Annotated in this window: 21 protein-coding genes and 1 riboswitch; of the genes, 10 read left to right on the top strand and 11 right to left on the bottom strand. The window is 70.1% G+C overall.

The features are described 5' to 3' along the window. Positions 1-53 precede the first annotated feature (53 nt). The 3 genes from ACP4J3_RS41685 to thrC form a co-directional block, all read right to left on the bottom strand. Positions 54-257, bottom strand: coding sequence for a cold-shock protein (locus tag ACP4J3_RS41685; RefSeq protein WP_003986833.1), 204 nt, complete (start codon positions 255-257; stop codon positions 54-56). 452 nt (positions 258-709) lie between these two features. Continuing rightward, a complete protein-coding gene (locus ACP4J3_RS41680) occupies positions 710-985 on the bottom strand; it encodes a ubiquitin-like small modifier protein 1 (RefSeq protein ID WP_109496855.1) in 276 nt (91 codons plus the stop codon). Between the two features lie 175 nt (positions 986-1,160). Further along, positions 1,161-2,450 carry a threonine synthase gene (gene thrC / locus ACP4J3_RS41675; protein ID WP_426541890.1) on the bottom strand — a complete coding sequence of 430 codons (1,290 nt, stop codon included), beginning with the start codon at positions 2,448-2,450 and terminating at the stop codon, positions 1,161-1,163. An 18-nt stretch (positions 2,451-2,468) separates the two neighbouring features. Continuing rightward, positions 2,469-2,638: riboswitch (SAM riboswitch) on the bottom strand. 131 nt (positions 2,639-2,769) lie between these two features. Here thrC and ACP4J3_RS41670 point away from each other — a divergent pair. Both ACP4J3_RS41670 and ACP4J3_RS41665 read left to right on the top strand, forming a co-directional pair. Beyond that, a complete protein-coding gene (locus ACP4J3_RS41670; RefSeq protein ID WP_426541888.1) occupies positions 2,770-3,714 on the top strand; it encodes a glucosyl-3-phosphoglycerate synthase in 945 nt (314 codons plus the stop codon). A gap of 117 nt (positions 3,715-3,831) precedes the next feature. Next, the gene (locus ACP4J3_RS41665) at positions 3,832-5,256 is read left to right on the top strand and encodes an alpha,alpha-trehalose-phosphate synthase (UDP-forming) (RefSeq protein ID WP_426541886.1); all 1,425 of its coding nucleotides are present in this window, start codon (positions 3,832-3,834) and stop codon (positions 5,254-5,256) included. Here the strand turns inward: ACP4J3_RS41665 and otsB are convergent. The 3 genes from otsB to ACP4J3_RS41650 are packed head-to-tail and all read right to left on the bottom strand — an operon-like array spanning position 5,244 to position 7,697. Then, the gene (gene otsB, locus ACP4J3_RS41660) at positions 5,244-6,101 is read right to left on the bottom strand and encodes a trehalose-phosphatase (RefSeq protein WP_426541884.1); all 858 of its coding nucleotides are present in this window, start codon (positions 6,099-6,101) and stop codon (positions 5,244-5,246) included. The genes ACP4J3_RS41665 and otsB overlap by 13 nt on opposite strands. A gap of 48 nt (positions 6,102-6,149) precedes the next feature. After that, positions 6,150-6,419 (bottom strand): DUF3263 domain-containing protein, encoded by a 270-nt coding sequence (locus ACP4J3_RS41655; protein WP_426541882.1) that lies wholly within the window; start codon positions 6,417-6,419, stop codon positions 6,150-6,152. A gap of 42 nt (positions 6,420-6,461) precedes the next feature. Further along, the gene (locus ACP4J3_RS41650; RefSeq protein WP_426541880.1) at positions 6,462-7,697 is read right to left on the bottom strand and encodes an extracellular solute-binding protein; all 1,236 of its coding nucleotides are present in this window, start codon (positions 7,695-7,697) and stop codon (positions 6,462-6,464) included. Between the two features lie 173 nt (positions 7,698-7,870). On the opposite strand from ACP4J3_RS41650, the gene ACP4J3_RS41645 reads away from it, so the two are divergent. The 4 genes from ACP4J3_RS41645 (at position 7,871) to ACP4J3_RS41630 (ending at position 11,559) form a co-directional block, all read left to right on the top strand. Beyond that, positions 7,871-8,815 carry an ROK family protein gene (locus tag ACP4J3_RS41645; RefSeq protein ID WP_426541878.1) on the top strand — a complete coding sequence of 315 codons (945 nt, stop codon included), beginning with the start codon at positions 7,871-7,873 and terminating at the stop codon, positions 8,813-8,815. Beyond that, entirely contained in the window at positions 8,815-10,026 is a 1,212-nt protein-coding gene (gene nagA, locus ACP4J3_RS41640) for an N-acetylglucosamine-6-phosphate deacetylase (protein WP_426541876.1), read from the top strand. The genes ACP4J3_RS41645 and nagA overlap by 1 nt, the downstream gene beginning before the upstream one ends. A 122-nt stretch (positions 10,027-10,148) precedes the next feature. Beyond that, complete coding sequence (locus ACP4J3_RS41635) at positions 10,149-11,066, top strand: 1-phosphofructokinase family hexose kinase (RefSeq protein WP_426541874.1); 918 nt, start codon at positions 10,149-10,151, stop codon at positions 11,064-11,066. A gap of 136 nt (positions 11,067-11,202) precedes the next feature. Further along, a complete protein-coding gene (locus ACP4J3_RS41630; protein ID WP_426541872.1) occupies positions 11,203-11,559 on the top strand; it encodes a peptidase inhibitor family I36 protein in 357 nt (118 codons plus the stop codon). A gap of 77 nt (positions 11,560-11,636) precedes the next feature. Here ACP4J3_RS41630 and ACP4J3_RS41625 read toward each other — a convergent pair whose 3' ends face one another. Beyond that, positions 11,637-12,584 carry a CBM35 domain-containing protein gene (locus ACP4J3_RS41625; protein WP_426541870.1) on the bottom strand — a complete coding sequence of 316 codons (948 nt, stop codon included), beginning with the start codon at positions 12,582-12,584 and terminating at the stop codon, positions 11,637-11,639. Positions 12,585-12,703: 119 nt separating this feature from the next. Further along, a complete protein-coding gene (gene cdgB, locus ACP4J3_RS41620; protein ID WP_426541868.1) occupies positions 12,704-14,359 on the bottom strand; it encodes a diguanylate cyclase CdgB in 1,656 nt (551 codons plus the stop codon). A 305-nt stretch (positions 14,360-14,664) separates the two neighbouring features. Between cdgB and ACP4J3_RS41615 the strand changes: the two genes are divergently transcribed. Together ACP4J3_RS41615 and ACP4J3_RS41610 are read left to right on the top strand one after the other, a co-directional pair. Continuing rightward, positions 14,665-15,264, top strand: coding sequence for a flavin reductase family protein (locus ACP4J3_RS41615; RefSeq protein WP_426541866.1), 600 nt, complete (start codon positions 14,665-14,667; stop codon positions 15,262-15,264). Between the two features lie 57 nt (positions 15,265-15,321). Continuing rightward, entirely contained in the window at positions 15,322-15,819 is a 498-nt protein-coding gene (locus ACP4J3_RS41610) for a GNAT family N-acetyltransferase (protein ID WP_426541864.1), read from the top strand. A 9-nt stretch (positions 15,820-15,828) separates the two neighbouring features. On the opposite strand, the gene ACP4J3_RS41605 is transcribed toward ACP4J3_RS41610, so the two are convergent. Both ACP4J3_RS41605 and arfB read right to left on the bottom strand, forming a co-directional pair. Continuing rightward, positions 15,829-16,707 (bottom strand): sigma-70 family RNA polymerase sigma factor, encoded by an 879-nt coding sequence (locus ACP4J3_RS41605; RefSeq protein WP_426541862.1) that lies wholly within the window; start codon positions 16,705-16,707, stop codon positions 15,829-15,831. A gap of 290 nt (positions 16,708-16,997) precedes the next feature. Next, positions 16,998-17,435, bottom strand: a complete 438-nt coding sequence (gene arfB / locus ACP4J3_RS41600; RefSeq protein ID WP_426541860.1) for an alternative ribosome rescue aminoacyl-tRNA hydrolase ArfB — start codon at positions 17,433-17,435, stop codon at positions 16,998-17,000. A gap of 173 nt (positions 17,436-17,608) precedes the next feature. Here arfB and ACP4J3_RS41595 point away from each other — a divergent pair, with 173 nt between their 5' ends. Next, positions 17,609-18,184: a TerD family protein gene (locus ACP4J3_RS41595; protein WP_426541858.1), complete on the top strand. Its 576-nt coding sequence runs from the start codon at positions 17,609-17,611 to the stop codon at positions 18,182-18,184. Between the two features lie 82 nt (positions 18,185-18,266). After that, positions 18,267-18,782 (top strand): N-acetyltransferase family protein, encoded by a 516-nt coding sequence (locus ACP4J3_RS41590; protein WP_426541856.1) that lies wholly within the window; start codon positions 18,267-18,269, stop codon positions 18,780-18,782. Here ACP4J3_RS41590 and ACP4J3_RS41585 read toward each other — a convergent pair. Further along, on the bottom strand, positions 18,779-20,182 hold the full coding sequence (locus ACP4J3_RS41585; protein WP_426541854.1) for a M1 family metallopeptidase: 1,404 nt from the start codon (positions 20,180-20,182) through the stop codon (positions 18,779-18,781). The two genes, ACP4J3_RS41590 and ACP4J3_RS41585, sit on opposite strands and share 4 nt — an antisense overlap. Positions 20,183-20,212: the final 30 nt, after the last annotated feature.

Below are 20,212 nucleotides of genomic sequence, written 5' to 3'. Positions count from 1 at the left end.
GGAGGTACGAGCCCTTCGAAGAAGAACGTCGCTGCAGTCAGTCGGCGCGTGCTTCAGCCGGCCACGCGGACCATGTCCGCCTGCGGCCCCTTCTGGCCCTGCGAGATCTCGAACTCGACCCGCTGACCTTCCTCCAGGGTGCGGTAACCGTCCATCTGGATCGCGCTGTAGTGGACGAAAACATCCGCACCACCGTCGACCGCGATGAAGCCGTACCCCTTCTCCGCGTTGAACCACTTGACGGTGCCCTGAGCCATGCCTAACTCCCCTATTACTGGCCCTTGCACAGATCCACACTTCGCGGATCCGGGTCAGACCTCACCCCCCATCGGTCGGGGGCGTGCGCCGGAACGCGTCGACCGCGGCTGAATGTATCTGCCCAACTGCCGTCTGCAACAGGTCAATCGGACGAGAAATCCGGGCACGACCGGTCGGGAATGTGGGGACAATTCCCCTGACTTCAGGTCAAGTCGGACCTGACAAAAGGAACGAAAGCCGCAAAAAACCCGCACACTTTGGCTACTTCTTGTCGGACGTGCGGCAGAAATCAAGGGCCACCGACCCGGAGATCGGCGGTGCGTTCCCCAACTGTACCTCGCTCAACCACACAGAATTGCCCCCTCCGCTTCTCTCACGGAGGAGGCAATTCTGTGAACTCTCGGTGACCGAAGTTACCGGCGGTAATGATCGGTCATTCGGTCAGCCGCGGTCAGCCGCCGGCGACGGCCGGAATGATGGAGACACCCGCACCGTCCGGCGTGGCCGTCTCCAGCCCCTGCTCGAACCGCACGTCGTCGTCGTTGACGTACACATTCACGAACCGCCGCAGCTTGCCCTGGTCGTCGAGGACCCGGGCGGCGATCCCGGTGTGGTTCTTCTCCAGGTCGGCGATGACGTCGGCGAGAGTGGCACCCTCGGCGGCGACCTCGGCCCGGCCGCCCGTGTAGGTGCGCAGGATGGTGGGGATGCGAACGGTCACGCTCATGCGATTTGACCTCCGGTGACGATAAGACTACTTTGCGTTTCGGCCGCCGGGCTGGCGGTTTCGGCCTGTGGAGCTGGTGCAAGACCTCGGCTTGGGTTCGTCCCGGGGGCAGTCGGCAGTGAAGCAGGAAGCCCAGTGGGTGACCACTGGACTCCTCGGGACTCCGAGGAGGAGGTCAAGCGAGGCCAGCCTCTCGGAACGACTCAAGGTTGGGACGGATGGTCGCGGTGAGCCCTGTACCGGCCACCGCGTCCAGCGTCTTGAGACCGTCGCCCGTGTTGAGGACGACGGTGGTCTTGGCGGGGTCGAGGACGCCGTTCTCGATGAGCTTCTTCGTCACGCCCACCGTCACGCCGCCCGCCGTCTCGGCGAAGACGCCCTCGGTCCGCGACAGCAGCTTGATCGCGTCGACGACCTGCTCGTCCGTCACGTCCTCCACGAACCCGCCGGTGCGGCGCGCGATGTCGAGGACGTACGGGCCGTCGGCGGGGTTGCCGATCGCGAGGGACTTGGCGATGGTGTTCGGCTTCTGCGGGCGGACCACGTCGTGGCCGGCCTTGAACGCCGTCGACACCGGCGAGCAGCCCTCGGCCTGCGCACCGAAGATCTTGTACGGCTTGTCCTCGACGAGCCCGAGCTTGATCAGCTCCTGCAGACCCTTGTCGATCTTCGTGAGCTGCGAGCCGGACGCGATCGGGACGACGAGCTGGTCCGGGAGCCGCCAGCCGAGCTGCTCGCAGATCTCGTACGCCAGGGTCTTGGAGCCCTCGGCGTAGTACGGCCGCAGATTGACGTTGACGAAGCCCCAGCCCTCACCGGCCGGGTCGCCGATCAGCTCGGAGCAGAAGCGGTTCACATCGTCGTAGTTGCCCTCGATGCCGACGAGCTCGCCGCCGTAGATCGCGGCCATGACGACCTTGCCCTGCTCCAGGTCGTGCGGGATGAACACACAGGACCGGAAGCCCGCACGGGCCGCGGCGGCGCCCACCGCACCGGCCAGGTTGCCGGTGGAGGAGCAGGAGAGCGTGGTGAAGCCGAAGGCGCGGGCGGCCTCCAGGGCCTGGGCGACCACCCGGTCCTTGAAGGAGTGCGTCGGGTTGCCGGAGTCGTCCTTGACGTACAGGCCGCCGGTCACGCCCAGCTCACGGGCGAGGTTGTCGGCCTTGACGAGCTTGGTCCAGCCGGGGTTGAGGTTCGGCTTGTCGGCGACGTCGGCCGGGACGGGCAGCAGCGGCGCGTAGCGCCAGATGTTCGCGGGACCCGCCTCGATCCGCTTACGCAGCTCCTCGGTGTCGTAGGCCGAGAAGTCGTACGCGATCTCCAGCGGGCCGAAACACTCCTCGCAGGCGAAGACCGGTCCGAGGGGTACCCGGTGACCGCACTCGCGGCAGGACAGTGCCGCGGCGGGACCGAGGTCGACGGTCTTGACGGAGTCGGTGGTGCTTGCAGCAGTCTGCACAGCCATGTGAGGCGAGGCCCTTTCTCCTCATCTTCCTCACGACGCATCTCGCCGTGAGACGGATTTGGCACCTTCCCTAGCCGGGAGCCTCGCGAAGACGATCAACGGTGACGATCGACGCTGATCTACGAGAACCGACTGGAGGGTTGCCGGGGCTTCATCGGGCCGTTTCCCTCTGCCCCTCTGGATGAGCTGTATGCGGTTGTAATCGGCGGACGACCCCGGACATGCGATGGTCACCCGCGTTGTTCAAGACTGTAACCGAACGCCAGGACAGTTGAGAGAGCCGTCCGTAACGCGAGACAACAGTGAGGAGCCACCGAACGTGCTGGAAGAAGCCGAGCGCTGGCTGCGCACCCGCTCCTGGTCCGCCGTCGACCGCCCGCTCCACCAGATCCTGGCAGCGAAGCAGCGTACGGGCCAGTCGGTCTCCGTGGTGCTGCCCGCGCTCAACGAGGAGGAGACGGTCGGCGACATCGTCGCGATCATCCGTCATGACCTCATGCAGCAGGTCCCCCTGGTGGACGAGATTGTCGTCGTCGACTCGGGTTCCACCGACCGCACCTCCGAGGTGGCCGCCGCGGCGGGCGCGAGCGTGGTGCACCGGGACGAGATCCTTCCGCGCATCCCGGCCGTGCCCGGCAAGGGCGAGGTGCTGTGGCGCTCCCTGCTGGTGACGAGTGGGGACATCGTCTGCTTCATCGACGCCGACCTGAAGGAGTTCTCCTCCGACTTCGTCTCCGGCATCGTGGGCCCGCTGCTCACCAACCCCGAGGTCGATCTGGTCAAGGGCATGTACGACCGCCCGCTCGGCGGGGCCGCCGGCCAGGGCGGCCGGGTCACCGAGCTGATGGCGCGCCCGCTGCTGAACATGCACTGGCCGCAGCTGGCCGGCTTCGTGCAGCCGCTGGGCGGCGAGTACGCGGCACGCAGGTCGCTGCTCGAACAGCTCCCGTTCCCCGTCGGATACGGCGTCGAGCTGGGCATGCTGATCGACGCCCTGCATCTGGTGGGCCTGGACGCGCTGGCCCAGGTCGACGTGGGGGTGCGCAAGCACCGGCACCAGGACGGGCAGGCGCTCGGCCGGATGTCGGCGGCGATCTACCGCACGGCACAGCTCAGGCTGGCCCGCGGGCATCTGATCCGGCCCTCCCTCACCCAGTTCGAGCGGGGCGAGGACGGCTTCGAGCCGCGCACCTACTCCATGGACATGGAGGAGCGGCCGCCGATGGTGGAGATCGCCGAGTACGCGACGCGGAAGGTCGCCTGAACGCCGGAAACCGGCCGTATACAGGGTGTGGACAGGGCGTGGGCCGCGCATGGAAGAGCCCGCCACTGAGCGGAGCCGTACGTTTGAGCGGTTCCGGGCCGGGCTAGGTTGAGGCGTATGGCTGCCACGCAGGATGCTCAGGATGCGCAGGGCGCTGCCAGGGTGCTGGTCGCGTCGAACCGCGGCCCGGTCTCGTACGAGGTGCGCGAGGACGGCTCGCTGCACTCCAAGCGGGGCGGCGGCGGGGTCGTCTCCGGGCTGTCGGCGATCGGACCGGAGGCGGGCGCGCTGTGGGTGTGCTCGGCGCTGTCCGACGGGGACCGGGAGGCGGTGCGGCGCGGGGTCGGCGAGGACGGCGTGCTGATGTTGGACATCCCGGCCGACGTGCACGCGGACGCGTACAACGGCATCGCGAACTCGGTGCTGTGGTTCGTCCACCACATGCTGTACCAGACGCCGCTGGAGCCGGTCTTCGACGCGGAGTTCCGGCGGCAGTGGGCGTCGTACGAGACGTACAACCGCGCCTTCGCCCGGGCGCTGGCCGGGCAGGCGGCGCCGGGGGCGGCGGTGCTGGTGCAGGACTACCACCTGTGCCTGGTCCCGGGCATGCTGCGCGAGCTGCGCCCGGACGTCCGGATCGGCCACTTCTCGCACACGCCCTGGGCACCGCCGGAGTACTTCGCGATGCTGCCGGACGACATCCGTTCACAGCTTCTGTGGGGGATGCTCGGCGCGGACCGGCTGGGGTTCCTCACCCGGCGGTGGGCGGACGCGTTCGAGGCGTGCGGTGAGCGGTTCGCGGGCGGGCTCGGCGGCACCCGGGTCGGGGTGCACGGGCTGGGGGCGGACGCGGACTTCCTGCGGGCGCGGGCGCATCAGGCCGACGTGGCCGAGCGGATGGCGGTGCTGCGCGACGAGATCGGCGAAGGCCGCAAGGCGATCGTCCGGGTCGACCGCACCGAGCTGTCCAAGAACATCGTGCGCGGCATGCTGGCGTACCGGCAGCTTCTCGACGACCACCCCGAGTGGCGCGAACGGGTGGTGCACGTGGCGTTCGCCTACCCCTCGCGGCAGGACCTGGCGGTGTACCGCGACTACACGGCCGAGGTGCAGCGCGTGGCGACGGAGATCAACGCCCGCTACGGGACGCCGGGCTGGACCCCGGTCGTACTGCACGTCAAGGACGACTTCGCCCGCTCGCTGGCGGCCTACCGCCTGGCGGACGTGGCGCTGGTCAACCCCATCCGGGACGGCATGAACCTGGTCGCCAAGGAGGTGCCGGTCCTCTCCGACGAGGGGTGCGCGCTGGTGCTGTCGCGGGAGGCCGGGGCGTTCGAGGAGTTGGGCGAGGACGCGTTCGCCGTCAACCCGTACGACGTGATCGACACGGCCCGGGCGCTGCACGAGGCGCTGACGATGCGCCCGGAGGAGCGGGCGGAGCGCTCGAAGCGGCTGGCGGCGGCCGCGACGGCACTGCCGCCGGCCCAGTGGTTCCTGGACCAGCTCCACGCGCTGGATCCCGCCCTCGATCAGCCCGCCTGAGCGGCGATCTGCCGCAACAGCCGTACGACGCCGGCCGGGCCGTCGACCACCACGTCGGCGCGCTCCGCCAGCTCGGTGACCTCCTCGCTGCCACTGCAGACGAGGAGGCCGGGGGTGCCGTCGGAGCGGAGGGCGTCGACGGCGGCGTAGGCGGGGAGGTCGCCGAGGTCGTCGCCGGCGTAGAGGACGGACTCGGCGCCGAGTTCCCTGACGTACTCGCTGAGCGCCACGCCCTTGTCCATGCCGGGCGGGCGCAGTTCCAGGACCATGCGGCCGGGTTCGACGACCAGGCCGTTGCGGGTGGCCAGGTCGGTGAGGGGTCCGCGCAGGGCGTCGAAGGTGCCCTGCGGGTCGGCCGCGCGGCGCGTGTGCACGGCGACGGCATGTCCCTTGTCCTCGATCCAGGTGCCCTGCGTGCTGCGCGCGAGCAGACCCGGCAGTTCGGCACGGACGGCCGCGACGCCGGGGTGGGGGTCGGGTGCGGTGACCTTTCCGCTGACGGCGTCCCAGCGCTCGGCGCCGTAGTGTCCGAGCACGACGAGGTGCTCAAGGCCCGTGGCCCCGGCGAAACCGCCGTACCGCACGGCGACGTCGGCCGGACGCCCGGTGACCACGGCGACGCCGGCCACCTTCGGCGCGAGCGCGACCAGCGCCGGCAGGGCGTCGGGGTGGGCCCGCGCCTTCTCCGGGTCCGGCACGATCGGGGCGAGCGTGCCGTCGAAGTCCAGCGCGACGAGCGCCCGCGCGGGGCGGTCGAGGAGCGCGGCGAGTCCGTCGCGGCCGGGTTGGGTGAGGGGGGTCGGCAGGGAGTCCGCGGGGTCGGTCAGATCCTTGTGACTGGCCATACCTGGACCCTATCCAGGGACGACCGGATGCACCCCTGTCCCGTCATCTCATCTCTCCGCCCGCCGCGCCTCCCGTACCCGCCGCAGCCGGTTCACCGTCACCGGGTCGTGCTCCAGCGCCCTCGGGTCGTCCAGCAGGGCGTTCAGGAGCTGGTAGTAGCGGACGGGGGCCAGGCCCAGTTCCTCGCGTATCGCCCGCTCCTTGGCGCCGGGGCCCGTGAAGCCCCGGCGTTCCAGCGCGAGGATGGACCGCTCGCGGTCGGCGAGGGCGGCCTCGGTCGGGTCCCGGTCCCGGTCCCGGTCCTGGTGCTGGTCCATGGACGCACCGTAACGCCCGCCACTGACAACCGGGGCTCGGGGCTACTCGGCGTTCTCCGCCCGCGTGGCCTCCGTCTGCAGCTGCCCCAGGATCGCCGAGGGGCTGCCACCGGCCGCGACCGTGCCGCCGATGCGCTTCTTGATGTCCGCGCTGACCGCCGCCCAGGAGGTCTGGCCGACCGGGTAGAGCTCGGACAGCGGCAGTTGCTCCAGGAACGGCTTGAGGTCGGCGTCCTCCTTGGCCGCGGCCATCTCCGTGGACGCGGAGTTCGTGACCGGAAGCAGGTCGTACTCGCGGGAGAAGTCCAGCACGTTCTGCTTGTCGTAGACGAAGTCGAGGAACTCGCCCACCTGGTCGGCGTGGCCGTTCTCCTTGAAGGCCATCATCCAGTCCGCCACGCCCATGGAGACCTTGCTCGGCCCCTGAGCCCCGGGCATCGGCACCATGCCGAACTTCACGCCCTTCTTCGCGGCCATCTGCATCAGCGAGGGGTGGCCGTTGAGCATGCCGACGTCACCGTCCGCGAACGCGGAGAAGGCGTCGGCCCGGTTCAGCTCGCCGGGCGCCACCGGGCCGGTGAGCCCCTTGCCGACCAGGTCGTTCTTGAGCCAGTTGAAGGTGGCGACGTTCTCCGCGGAGTCGATGCTGTACGAGCCGATGGTGCTGTCGGTGTAGCCGCCGCCACCGCTGAGCAGCCACTGCATCGTCTCCGCCTGCGCCTCCTCGGGACCGAGCGGCAGGGCGTACGGGTACTTCACGCCCTCCGCCTTCAGCGTCTCGGCGTCGGCCGCCAGCTCCTTCCAGGTCTTCGGCGGGGTGATGCCGGCCTTCTCGAAGAGCGCCTTGTTGTAGAAGAGCAGGCGCGTGGAGGAGGCGAAGGGTATGCCGTACTGCACCGACTTCACCTGCCCCGCGTCCGCGAACTGCGAGACGAAGTCGGCCTGGACGGGGATGGAGAGCAGTTCATCGGCCTCGTACAGCAGACCCTCGGCGGCGTAGTCGGCGTACGCCCCGATCTGCGCCATGTCGGGCGCCTTCCCGGCGTCGACCATCTCCTTGACCTTGGCGTCGACGTCGCTCCAGGAGTACACCGTGACGTCGATGCGCACCCCCGGGTGCTCGGCCTCGTACGCCTTGACGAGCTTGTCCCAGTACTTCCGGGAGCTGTTCGACTCGCTGTTGCCGTAGTCCGCCGCGACCAGCTTCAGCGTCACCTCGTCCGAGCCGCCGGTCAGCCCGCAGCCGCCGAGGGCCGCCGCCAGCCCCAGCGCGGACACCGCCGCGACCGCTCCCGTACGCCCACGACTACGACTACGACTACGCCGCTGCACGCAAACCCGCCCCACAGTTCTGTTCGAAACTTTCGAAACGTCATACATATTGCCCCCATAAGGTCTACACCACGTAAGTGGACTAGACCTCTCGCGGGTGCGCAAGCCACACTGTCCCCGTGAGACATGTCATCGCCCTCGATGTGGGCGGCACCGGGATGAAGGCGGCCCTGGCAGGGGCGAGCGGCGAACTGCTCCATCAGGCCCGCCGCCCGACCGGCCGCGAGCGCGGCCCAGAGGCGATCATCGACGGCATCCTCGACTTCGCCGCCGAGCTGCGCGCGTACGGCGAGAAGCGCTTCGGCGAGCCCGCGGCCGCCGTCGGCGTCGCCGTCCCCGGCATCGTCGACGAGCAGCGGGGCATCGCCTCCTACGCGGCCAACCTGGGCTGGCGTGACGTACCTTTGCGCCGCCTGCTGTCCGAACGGCTCGGCGGCACCCCCGTCGCCCTCGGCCACGACGTGCGCACGGGCGGCCTCGCCGAGGGCCGGATCGGCGCGGGTCAGGGCGCCGACCGCTTCCTCTTCGTCCCGCTCGGCACCGGGATAGCCGGCGCCATCGGCATCGACGGCCGGGTCGAGGCGGGCGCGCACGGCTTCGCGGGAGAGATCGGCCACATCGTCGTACGGCCCGGCGGTACCCCCTGCCCGTGCGGACAGCGCGGCTGCCTGGAGCGGTTCGCGTCGGCGGCGGCGGTGAGCGAGGCGTGGGCGGCCGCGGTCGGGGACCCGGAGGCGGACGCGGCGGACTGCGCCAAGGCCGTCGCGTCCGGCGACCCGAACGCCGTACGAATCTGGCGGAACGCCGTCGACGCCCTCGCCGACGGCCTGGTCACCGCCCTCACCCTGCTGGACCCGCGCATCCTGATCATCGGTGGCGGCCTGGCCGAGGCGGGGGAAACCTTGTTCACACCGCTGCGGGACGCGGTCCGGCGGCGGGTCACTTTCCAGAAGCTGCCGTCCATCGTCCCCGCGGCGCTGGGAGACACGGCGGGATGCCTCGGTGCCGGGCTACTGGCCTGGGATCTCCTGGACCACACCGACCGTACGGAGGTAACTCGCTGATGGCGAACGCCCTAGGGGCGCGGGGAACTGCGCGACCAGCCACAGCACACCCGCAGCCCGCGACGGTAGGCACCCCCCTGGTGCTCTCCGGCGCAACGGTCGTCCTCCCCACAGGACCCGTCAAAGACGGCCAGGTGATCGTCGACGGCCCCCGCATCACCGGCACAGCCCCGGAGAACGCCCAGGTCATCGACGTAACCGGCCACTACGTGGCCCCCGGCTTCGTCGACATCCACAACCACGGCGGCGGCGGAGCCTCGTTCACCTCAGGCACCCCCGAAGAGGTACTGAAGGGCATCCGGACCCACCACCTGCACGGCACCACCACCCTCGTCGCCTCCACGGTGACCGGCGACATGGACTTCCTGACCCGGCGAGCCGGCCTCCTCTCGGAGCTGGCCGAGCAGGGCGACATCGCCGGCATCCACTTCGAGGGCCCGTTCATCTCCCCGTGCCGCAAGGGCGCGCACTCCGAGGAACTGCTGCGCGACCCGGCCCCGGCGGAGGTCCGCAAACTGATCGACGCGGCGCGCGGCAGGGCCACGATGGTCACCCTCGCCACGGAGCTACCCGGTGGCATCGACTCCGTACGCCTCCTCGCCGAGCACGGCGTCATCGCGGCGATCGGGCACACGGACGCGACGTACGAGCAGACGGTGGAGGCGATCGAGGCGGGCGCGACGGTCGCCACCCACCTCTTCAACGCGATGCCGCCGCTCGGCCACCGCGAGCCGGGCCCGATCGCGGCCCTGCTGGAGGACGAGCGGGTGACGGTCGAACTGATCAACGACGGCACACATCTCCACCCGGCGGCCCTGGAGCTGGCGTTCCGTCACGCGGGCGCGAACCGGGTCGCGTTCATCACGGACGCCATGGACGCGGCCGGCTTCGGCGACGGCCGCTACATGCTCGGCCCGCTGGAGGTCGAGGTGGCCGACGGCGTGGCTCGCCTGGTGGACGGCGGTTCGATCGCGGGCTCGACCCTCACCCTGGACCGCGCCTTCAAGCGGGCGGTGACGATCGACCGGCTGCCGCTGGAGCACGCGGTGGCGGCCCTGTCGGCCAACCCGGCCCGCCTCCTCGGCCGCTACGACCGCATCGGCTCACTGGAGCCCGGAAAGGACGCCGACCTGGTGATTCTGGACTCCGACTTCGACCTCAAGGGCGTGATGCGCCGCGGCGAATGGGTGGTTGAGCCGCAACTGGGCTGATCTGTCCTGCTGTTGAGGGCGGCGGTTGTCCTGCGAGACTGGGACGACCGCCGCCCATTTGGCATGATCAGCATCTCCGGACGGCAAACGCGAACTGAACTCTCCGGGGGAGGTCGGCCCAGGTGATCCTCACGGTCACGCTGAACACCGCTCTCGACATCACCTATCGGGTACGGGCCCTCAGGCCGCACTCCACCCACCGGGTCTCCGAGGTGACCGAGCGCCCCGGCGGCAAGGGCCTGAACGTGGCCCGGGTGCTGGCGGCCCTCGGCCACGAGGTGACGGTCACGGGCTTCACGGGCGGCGCGACGGGCCGGGTCGTACAGGATCAGCTCACGGCGACCCCCGGCGTGATGGACGCCTTGCTCCCGGTGACGGGCCCGACCCGGCGCACCATCGCCGTGGTCGACGAACAGACCGGCGACACGACCCAGCTCAACGAGCCCGGCCCGACGATCACGTCCGCCGAGTGGTCCGGCTTCCAGACGGCGTACGAGGACTTGCTGACGTCGGCCTCCGCGGTGGCCCTGTGCGGCAGCCTGCCGCCGGGCGTACCGGTGGGTGCCTACGCCGGGCTGGTGCGGACCGCGCGTGCGGCCGGGGTGCCGGTGCTGTTGGACACCGCCGGCGAGGCCCTGCGCCGCGGCGTCGCCGCCCGCCCGGACATCATCAAGCCCAACGCCGACGAACTGGCCGAACTGACGGGCTCCCACGAGCCGCTGCGCGCGACGGAGGACGCCCGTCGGCGCGGGGCACGCGCGGTGATCGCGTCACTGGGCAGGGAGGGCCTGCACGCGGCGACCCCCGAAGGCCGCTGGCGCGCCACCCCACCGGGCCATGTCCACGGCAACCCGACCGGCGCGGGCGACTCGGCTGTCGCGGGCCTGCTATCGGGCCTGGTGGAAGACCTCCCCTGGCCGGACCGCCTCACCCGCGCGGTCGCTCTGTCGGCAGCCACCGTACGATCCGCGACCGCTGGCGACTTCGACCGCGAAGCCTACGAGAAACTCCTGGCGCAAGTGTCGGTGACGGCAGCGTGAGAGCCTGGCGACCCTCGCGGGCCCGCCAGACCAGCAGCTTGACCAAAATCACTCTTCCCCTCACACCAGCCGGATGATCAGATGATCACTTGTTCGGTGCATGACCAGCACCGTAAGCTGCAAGGGGGAACCTCGTATGAGCATGCTCAAGAAAGGCCTGACGACGGTGGCTGTGGCTGGCGTGTTGCTGGCCGGCGCCTTCGCCACACCGGCTGCGGCGGCTGATCCCAATACCTGCCCGAGTGGGAAGGTCTGCGGATGGTCGGGGAAGAACAGGACCGGTACCAGGACCGTCTACTCTGTAACGCCCGGCTGCTATCCCTTCAAAGCTGCCCGATCCGTCTCGAACCAGACGCCCTATCGCATCGAGTTCTGGCACATCACCCCTGGCACCGGCTGCAACGTCGGCACCAAGCTGTTCACCCTGAAGCCGCGCACCTACTCGGACAACACCCGGTCCACCGTTACGGGGATTGGAGTCTACGGGGGGTAGTGCCACGGCCTTTGCCGCTTTGTACGACGCGGCGGCCGTCCCCTGCGCACTGCAGGGGACGGCCGCCGTCGTGCTGCTCAGCTGTCCTTGTCCACGGTGATGTACATCTGATCGAGAACCGCGTCACACTGGTTGCCCTCGTTGCAGGCGAGCTCGATCGTGTTGGTGCCCTTGGTCAGGTTCACGTTGGCCCACGTGGTCTTCCAGCCCTTTTCCCAGTCACCCTCGGGCGTGTTGCCGAAGTTCTCCATGTTCAGCGGCTGCGAGTTGGCCGTGCCGTTGACCACCAGCGTCGCGTCGGCGTCCTTCCCCGGGACGCCGTAGCGCACGTACAGCCGGTAGGTTCCGCCCTTCTCGATGCCGTTGACGGACCAGACAACCTTGGCGCCGACGTTGTTGAAGTTGGTGACGTAGATCCCGCCGTCCGCCTTGGCGCCCTTGAACTCGGAGGCCGTGTTGGTGCCGCCCTCCAGGCGCAATGCCTTCGCATCGATCGCCGGCAGGTCCTCCTCGCTCGCCCCCGCGCTGCTGCTCGCCGAAGGACTCGACTCCGCGCTCTGGGACTGCGACGGCGTCGCCCCCGCCTCGTTGCCCTTGTCGCCCGGATCGTCGTCGCCGCCCAGCATGGCCACGCTGATGCCGATGACGACCGCCGCGACGACCGCGATGGCCCCGATCAGCAGCCCCTTGGTGTTGGGGCCGCCGCCGCGGCCGGCGCCGGGTCCGCTGCCGCCGCTGTAGGACGGCTGCTGGGTCGTCGGTGCGCCGCCGGGCAGCGTCTCCGGTGCCGCGTAGTGCGCGTTCGGCTGGCCGTAGGCGCCCTGCTGCTGGGGGATCTGGGGCGCGGCCGGCGGCTGCTGGCCGTACTGGCGCTGGCCGACCGCGCGCACCCGGTTCACGGCGTTGGGGTAGCCGTAGCCACCGGACGGTGGCTGGGCTCCGTTGGCCTGGCCGTCGGCGTAGAGGTAGCCGAACGGGTCGTCGTCCTCGGGCGGCGTGTTCGCGCCGTTGTTTCCGGACGTCATCCCTGTGGTACTCCTCACCAGGTGCGGGCGTTGCGATAGGTCAGTCAGAATGGCGAGCCTACCCGCTCCCGCTGGCCCAAACGGGTGACCCAGACCGCATCAGCTCGCTGACCTGGGATTCATCCCGCGCGTCTGTGTTGTTTGGGACGAGATCGTTTCTCTACGTACATCCGCTCGTCAGCGGACTTCAACACTTCGTCCGCGGTCATGCCGCAGTGTGCCCACCCGATGCCGAAGCTGGCGCCCACGCGGACGGCACGTCCCTCCGCCCGGATCGGCTGGATGATCTCGTTGCGCAGGCGTACGGCGAGGTCCTGCGCGTCGGCCCGGCCGAGCCCGTCGGCGAGGATCACGAACTCGTCGCCGCCGAGGCGGGCCACCGTGTCGCCGTCGCGGACCGCACGGGACAGGCGGCGGGCCACCTCGATGAGGACCGCGTCACCCGCGTTGTGCCCGAACCGGTCGTTGATCGACTTGAAGCCGTCGAGGTCGCAGAAGAGGACCGCGAGCCCCTTGGTGCCGTCGTCGCGCTCGCCCTCGTCCGGGGAGACGGTGTGGACGTGGTGGTCGTAGGCATCGAGCGCCGCCCCGCCCGGGAAGTCGAAGCCGTGGCCATTGGCGTCGAAGACCGCCGGGTGGCCGTAGGCCGCGTCCATGGACTCCAGCGCGCCGGCGTGCGCGGGGCGCCTGCACAGCCGGGCGGAGAGGCGGGAGCGCAGCTCGGCGGAGTTGGGCAGGCCGGTGAGGGAGTCGTGGGAGGCGCGGTGGGCGAGCTGGAGCTCGCGGCGCTTGCGCTCCTCTATGTCCTCGACGTGGGTGAGGAGGAAACGGGGGCCGTCGGCGGCGTCGGCGACGACGCTGTTGCGGAGTGAGACCCAGACGTAGCTGCCGTCCCGCCGCCCCAGCCGGAGTTCCGCGCGGCCGCCCTCCGCCGACGTACGCAGCAGGGTGCCGATGTCCTCGGGGTGGACCAGGTCGGAGAAGGAGTAGCGGCGCATCGCGGAGGCGGGGCGGCCGAGGAGACGGCACAGCGCGTCGTTGGTCCGCAGGATCCGGCCGTGCTGGTCGCCGCCCATCTCGGCGATGGCCATGCCGGAGGGGGCGTACTCGAAGGCCTGCCTGAAGCTTTCCTCACTGGCGCGCAGGGCCTGCTGGTCGCGCTCCAGCCTGACCAGTGCCCGCTGCATATTCGCGCGTAGACGTGCGTTGCTGATGGCGATCGCGGCCTGGAACGCGTACATCTGGAGCGCCTCGCGCCCCCACGCGCCCGGCAGCCGGCCGTTGCGCGGCCGGTCCACGGACAGCACCCCGATCAGTTCGCCGCACGCGCCGCCCGGCACGCCGGGCGTGTACATCGGCGCGAAGAGGCGGTCCGAGGGATGCCACTCGTCCTCGAAGCGGGGTGCGGGGCCGTCGGTGTACCACTGCGGGACATCGTCGTCGTCGAGGACCCAGCCCTCGGTGTGCGGTATGAAGACCAGGTCGCCCCAGTGCTGGCCCATGCCCAGCCGGCGCTCCCAGGCCTCGCGGGAGCCGACACGGCCGGTGATCAGGGCCTCGGCGGCGGGGTTGCCGGAGAAGGCGGCGACCACGAGGTCGCCGTCGGGGCGTACGAGGTTGACGCACGCGAGCTCGTAGCCGAGGCCGTTGACGACGCCGTCGGCGACGGTCTGCAGTGTGTCCGCCAGGCTTCGAGCCGTGTTCATGTCAGCCATGACCTGGTGAAGTTGCCGCAGGGTCGCAAGACGGACATACGGCTCCGACTCGGTCTCCATGCTCGCCCTCCCCCCGAGACCTCGCAGTGAATCAAGGGTTCTACTTCGGCGTAACGTCCCTTGCTAGTTCCCCGCCACTGAATCACAGCGCGCTGCCCACTCGGTACACAGGGTCAACAATTATTGGCTCTTGTGACTCAAGTCACAGGTAAACGTGAACAATTGGGCGGCGTTTCTGCGTTTCTCCTGTGCGTTTTCTGAACGGGGTCTCTCGGGAGTCCGCCGGGAGTCCTAGGTCCGTCCTAGGTCCGTTCTCGGGCGCAGGCCCGATGTGGGTGTGCGGAAGCGACATTAGCGTTTTCGGCGTGCCGAACACTTCCCCTGCCGCGCAGCCCGCGGCCGCCCTCCTCCCCGCCTCCCGCAGCGGCGCCCGGCATGCTGAGGGGGTGAGCAACGACGAGTTCCGAGCCGCCATGTCCCGGCTCGCCGCGGGCGTGGTCCTGGTGACCGCGCTGGAGCCGCCCCTGGACCCGGACGACCCGCACGCCCCGGCCGGCGAGGACGTCGGCATGACGGCCACGGCGTTCCTGTCGGTGTCCCTGGATCCGCCATTGGTGCTGGTCAGCCTGCGTGAGGGCTCCCGGATGGACGACCTGCTCGCCGAGCAGCCGCTGTGGGCGGTCTCGGTCCTCGCCGAGAGCCAGCGCCACATCGCGGGCCGCTTCGCCATGAAGGGCCGGGTCAGCGACCGGCTGCTGTTCGCCGACATCCCGTACGTCCGCGGCAAGGAGAGCGGCGCCCCGCTGGTGGGCGGCGCCCTGGCCACGCTGGAGTGCCGCACCGAGCAGCGGGTGCCGGCCGGCGACCACACACTGGTGATCGGACGCGTTCTGTCGGCCTCGCTGCCGAGTGCGGACGGAGGACCGCTGACGTATTTCCGGGGCCGTTACCGGCACTTGGGGTGAGTTCGCCGCTTGCGGAATTCATTCGCCGTCGGTGAACTCCCCGCCTAGGGTGCGCACATGACGACGACAGCGACAGCCGGGCTGCGCCTCGAAAAGGTTTCCTCCCGCAATCTCGAAGCCGCCCTCGGCATCCAGGTCCGCCCGGATCAGGAACACGCGGTCGATCCGGTCGTGAAGTCGCTCGCCGAGGCATACGTCCATCCCGGCGTCGCCTGGCCACGCCTGATCGTGGACGACGACCGCCCGGTCGGGTTCCTGATGGCCTTCTTCGACATCGACTGGTACGGCGACGGCAGCGCCCACCGCTCCGGCCTGTGGCGCCTGAACATCTCGGCCGCGGAACAGGGCCGCGGATACGGCCGTTTCGCGGTCGAGTCCGTGGCCGATGAGATCCGCCGCCGGGACGGCAAGGAGCTGTACGTCACCTGGCACCCCGGCCCGAACGGCCCCGAGGGCTTCTATCTCGGCCTCGGCTTCCGCCCCAACGGGGAGTCCAGCGAGGGCGAGACGGTGGGCGTGCTGAAGCTGGACCGGTCGGGCCAGGGTCCGTCCTGATTCGGTGTCCTAATTCGGCTGGACGTCCAGCCGGGACAGCCGCCCGGGGTCCGTGACGATGTCGATCACGGCGATGCGATCCCGTACGAACGCAAACTTCAGGGCCCGTTCCACACGCCGCCCCTCGGCGAGCAGTACGGCGCCGGGCGCACCGTCGACCAGTGCGGGCCGGCCGGCGCCTGCGCCGGCACCCGCGCGGTTGGCGAAGGCCGTCGCGCCCCGTGCCACCGCCGCCGCGCCCGTGGTCACCCCGGCCTCGGTACGCACGACGACATCCGGGTCCAGGACCTCGAGCAGCCCCTCGAAGTCGCCGCCCCGCGCGGCGGCGAGGAAGGCGTCGACGACCTCCCGCTGCCGGGCGAGGTCGGCCTCGGGCGCGTCGGCGCCCTGTACCCGGCGCCGGGCGCGGCTGGCGAGTTGCCGTGTGGCCGTCGGCGTACGGTCCACGATGGCCGCGACCTCCTCGTACGGCACCGCGAACAGGTCGTGCAGCACGAACGCCAGCCGCTCGGCGGGCGTGAGGGTGTCCAGTACGACGAGCAGGGCGGCGCCGACCGAGTCGGCGAGGAGGGCGTCCTGCTCGGGGTCAGCGGCCGGGGCGGTGGCCGGAGCGGCGGTGTGGACGGGCGCGGTGGTCTCCAAGGGCTCCTCGGCGCGGGACCTGCGCGAGCGCAGCATGTCCAGGCAGACCCGGCCGACGACCGTCGTCAGCCAGCCGCCGAGGTTGTCGACGGCGCGGGTGTCGGTACGGCTCACCCGGAACCAGGCCTCCTGCACCGCGTCCTCCGCCTCGGCGGTCGAGCCGAGCATGCGGTGCGCCACGGCATGGAGGTGGCCTCGGTGTGCCTCGAAGCGCAGGGCGAGGAGGTGGGTGTCGTCGGCGGTCATGGGGTGCGGCCTCTCGTCGTTGTCCGTCGTCAGTGGGATGACGGATCGGGAGGCGCGGGTGTGACGGGGGGATGCCTGCGGCGGCCCGTTGCGGTTCGGTGAGGGCTTGCGTTGCGCACTACTCGCCGTCGGGGGTCGGGGCCGCGCCGGGGGGTGTCCGTCCTCGGTCGGACGGTTGCCCTTGGACAGGGAGGCCGGCCTTTGCTGACGCCCGCCGCTGCGGGCGGACACCCCCCGGCACGTCCCCTGCTCGCCGTTGCGCCAGTACGGGTGGCATGGGCCACCGGTCCTTACGACCAGTCGCGACCCGACCTGCCCCGCTTTGTCTCCGCGCGCTGCTTCTTCTCCCTCAGGCGGCGTTCGTTGATGCCGCGGGGGATGCGGGTCGGCTTGCGGGGCTTGGGGGGTGGGGCCGTTGCCTCGGCCAGGAGGGCCGCCAGGCGTACGGCGGCGGTTTCGCGGTTGCGCCACTGGGAGCGGTGCTCGGAGGCTCGGACGGTGAGGACGCCGTCGGTCAGCTTGCCGGCCAGGCGCTGGAGGGCGCGGCGCTTCCATACGTCGGGCAGCGCCTCGGTCTTCGCGAGGTCGAAGCTCAGCTCCACCCTGGAGTCACTGGTGTTGACGTGCTGGCCGCCGGGGCCGCTCGAGCGGGAGAAACGCCACATGAGCTCGGCCTCGGGGAGCGAGACGGAGCCACGGATGACGTAGGGACCGGACATGTTCTCCATGTTCCCGCCTCTGTCCGGTCCACGTCACGCGAATATCTCCCGCGTATCCCCCTATGGGTGCTCTTTGGCAAAGAAAGTAAAGACACATGGAACTTGGGGCACCCCTCTTCGCGTTCATAGGGGTAGCTGTAGCTTTCTAGCCGTACCGCAACGAGGGAAGGGACTCCCAAACAATGGCTGTAAGCCTGTCCAAGGGTGGCAACGTCTCGCTCACCAAGGAGGCTCCGGGCCTGACCGCCGTCACCGTGGGCCTCGGCTGGGACGTCCGCACCACCACCGGCACGGACTTCGACCTCGACGCCTCCGCGATCGCGGTCAACACCCAGGGCAAGGTCTACTCGGACGCCCACTTCGTGTTCTTCAACAACAAGCAGACGCCGGACAGCACCATCGTCCACACCGGTGACAACCGCACCGGTGAGGGCGCGGGCGACGACGAGGCGATCAACGTCAACCTCGCCGGTCTCCCGGCCGACGTCGACAAGATCGTCTTCCCGGTCTCGATCTACGACGCGGAGAACCGCTCGCAGAACTTCGGCCAGGTCCGCAACGCCTACATCCGCATCGTGAACCAGGCCGGCGGCTCCGAGATCGCCCGCTACGACCTGTCGGAGGACGCGGCCACGGAGACGGCCATGGTCTTCGGCGAGCTGTACCGCAACGGCGCCGAGTGGAAGTTCCGCGCGGTCGGCCAGGGCTACGCCTCGGGCCTGGTGGGCATCGCCCAGGACTTCGGCGTGAACGTCTGATCGTCGACGACGCCATGTCTCACCTTGGCCCCCGGCTTCGGCCGGGGGCCAAGGTCGTCAGGCCCTTCGATAGGTTGCCCGAATGATCCTCGACCCTCTTCCGCTCACCCCCGACCACGACATCCCGGCCCCGGTCCTCACCGAACTCACCGCTCTCTACGCCTCCAACCGCGACTTCCACGCGCTCAGCGGCGACTTCCCGGACCCGGACGACATCCGCCCCGAGCAGGTGGCCGCCGCGCTGGCCGACGAGTTGCTGGTTCCGGGCGCGGAGGTGCTGCTCGCCCGCAGTGAGGGGCGGCTGGTGGGGATCGTGATCACTTTGGCCAGTCATCCGGACCCGGTCGATCCGGATCCCTGGATCGGGCTTTTGATGGTGGACGCGGCGGCACATCGCAAGGGTTACGGCAGGCGGCTCGCGGCTGCTGTGGAGGACCGCTTCCGCGCGGCCGGGCGGGATGCGGTACGCCTCGCCGTCCTCGACAACAACCCGGGTGCCCTCGACTTCTGGACCGCCCTTGGCTACGAGACCATCGGCTACGGCAGGGACCGCCAGCTCGACCGCCCCTGCACGGTGCTGCGCAAGGAGCTGGCCTAGGGGGTGTCGGGCTTTCCGTCGCCGTACAGCCAGTCCTCCCAGATGGCCGTGAAGTCCTCGTCCGGGGCCTTCTTCTCCACGTACCGCGTGAAGTCGTCGGTGTCCGCGTTGCCATGGCGGTGGGCGGCGGCCCAGCCCTGGACGATGTCGTAGAAGGTGTCGTCGCCGACGGTCTGGCGGATCTTGTGGAGGACCATCGCGCCACGCTCGTAGACGGGCGGGTCGGAGATGTGCGCGGCGCTGGTGGGCCTGGCGGGTGGGAAGGACCAGATGTTCTTGCGGTCCTCGCCGCCGTGGTCGTAGAAGGCGTCGAAGGTCTCCTGGGCGGTGTCGCCGTCGTTGTCCTCCTGCCACAGCCACTCCGCGTACGTCGCGAAGGCCTCGTTCAGCCACATGTCCCGCCAGCTCTTCGGCGTCACGGAGTTGCCGAACCACTGGTGCGCGAGTTCGTGGACGAGGAGTTCGGTGCCGGGGGCGCCGGGGAAGACCGGGCGGTTCTGGGTCTCCAGGGCGTAGTCGGAGTCGTCCGCGTCGGAGACGATCGCGCCGGTGGAGGAGAAGGGGTACGGGCCGAAGTTGTACTCCGCCCACTCCATGATCTCGGGGAGCCGGGCGAGCGCCTTGCGGGCGGGGGCGGCCTGGGCGGGGGTCACGGCGGTGTAGACGGGCAGTTCGGCGCCGTTCGCGCCGGTGACCGTGGAGCGGGTGATGTCGTAGTCGCCGATCGCCAGCGTGGCCACGTAGCTCGCCATGGGCTCCGCCGTGCGCCAGTGGAACGTCGTACGGCCGTCGCTGGTGCTCCGGTCCGCCAACTCGCCGTTGGAGACGGCCTCCAGCCCCTTGGGCACGGTCACCGAGACGTCGTACGACGCCTTGTCCGAGGGGTGGTGGTTGCCGGGGAACCACGCCATGGACCCGGTCGGCTCCCCGAGGGCGAGCGCGCCGGCGGCGTTCGGGAGCCAGCCCTCCTCGGAGCCGTCGGGGTCGGTGAGGGTCTGCGGGGTGCCGGAGTAGCGGACGGTGGTGCGGAAGGTCTCGCCCTCGTCGAGGTCGTCGTGGGGGCGGATCACCAGCTCCTGGCCGTTGCGGCTCCAACGGGCGCGCCTGCCCTCGACCGAGACCTCCTCGACGTCCATTCCCTTCAGATCGAGGTCGAAGGCGGAGAGGTCCTTGCCGGCGCGTGCGGTGATCTCGGCGGTACCGGTGAGGTGCTCCTCGTCGGGGTCGTAGTCGAGGTCGAGGGTGTAGTGGGTGACGTCGTAGCCGCCGTTGCCCGCCTTGGTGAAGTACGGGTCGCGCACGCCGGAGCCGCCGGGGGTGCCCTGGACTCCGCTGCTGCACGCGGTCAGGACGAGCAGGGCGAAGGTGAGGGTCAGGGCAACGGGCGCGAAACGGGACACGCCGGTGATCCTACGAGGTCGGGCGTGACA

The organism is Streptomyces sp. UG1 (assembly GCF_049974585.1).
GTDB lineage: Bacteria > Actinomycetota > Actinomycetes > Streptomycetales > Streptomycetaceae > Streptomyces.
The sequence above is the reverse complement of the archived record's forward strand: the minus strand, read 5'-3'. Positions and strand labels throughout refer to the sequence as shown.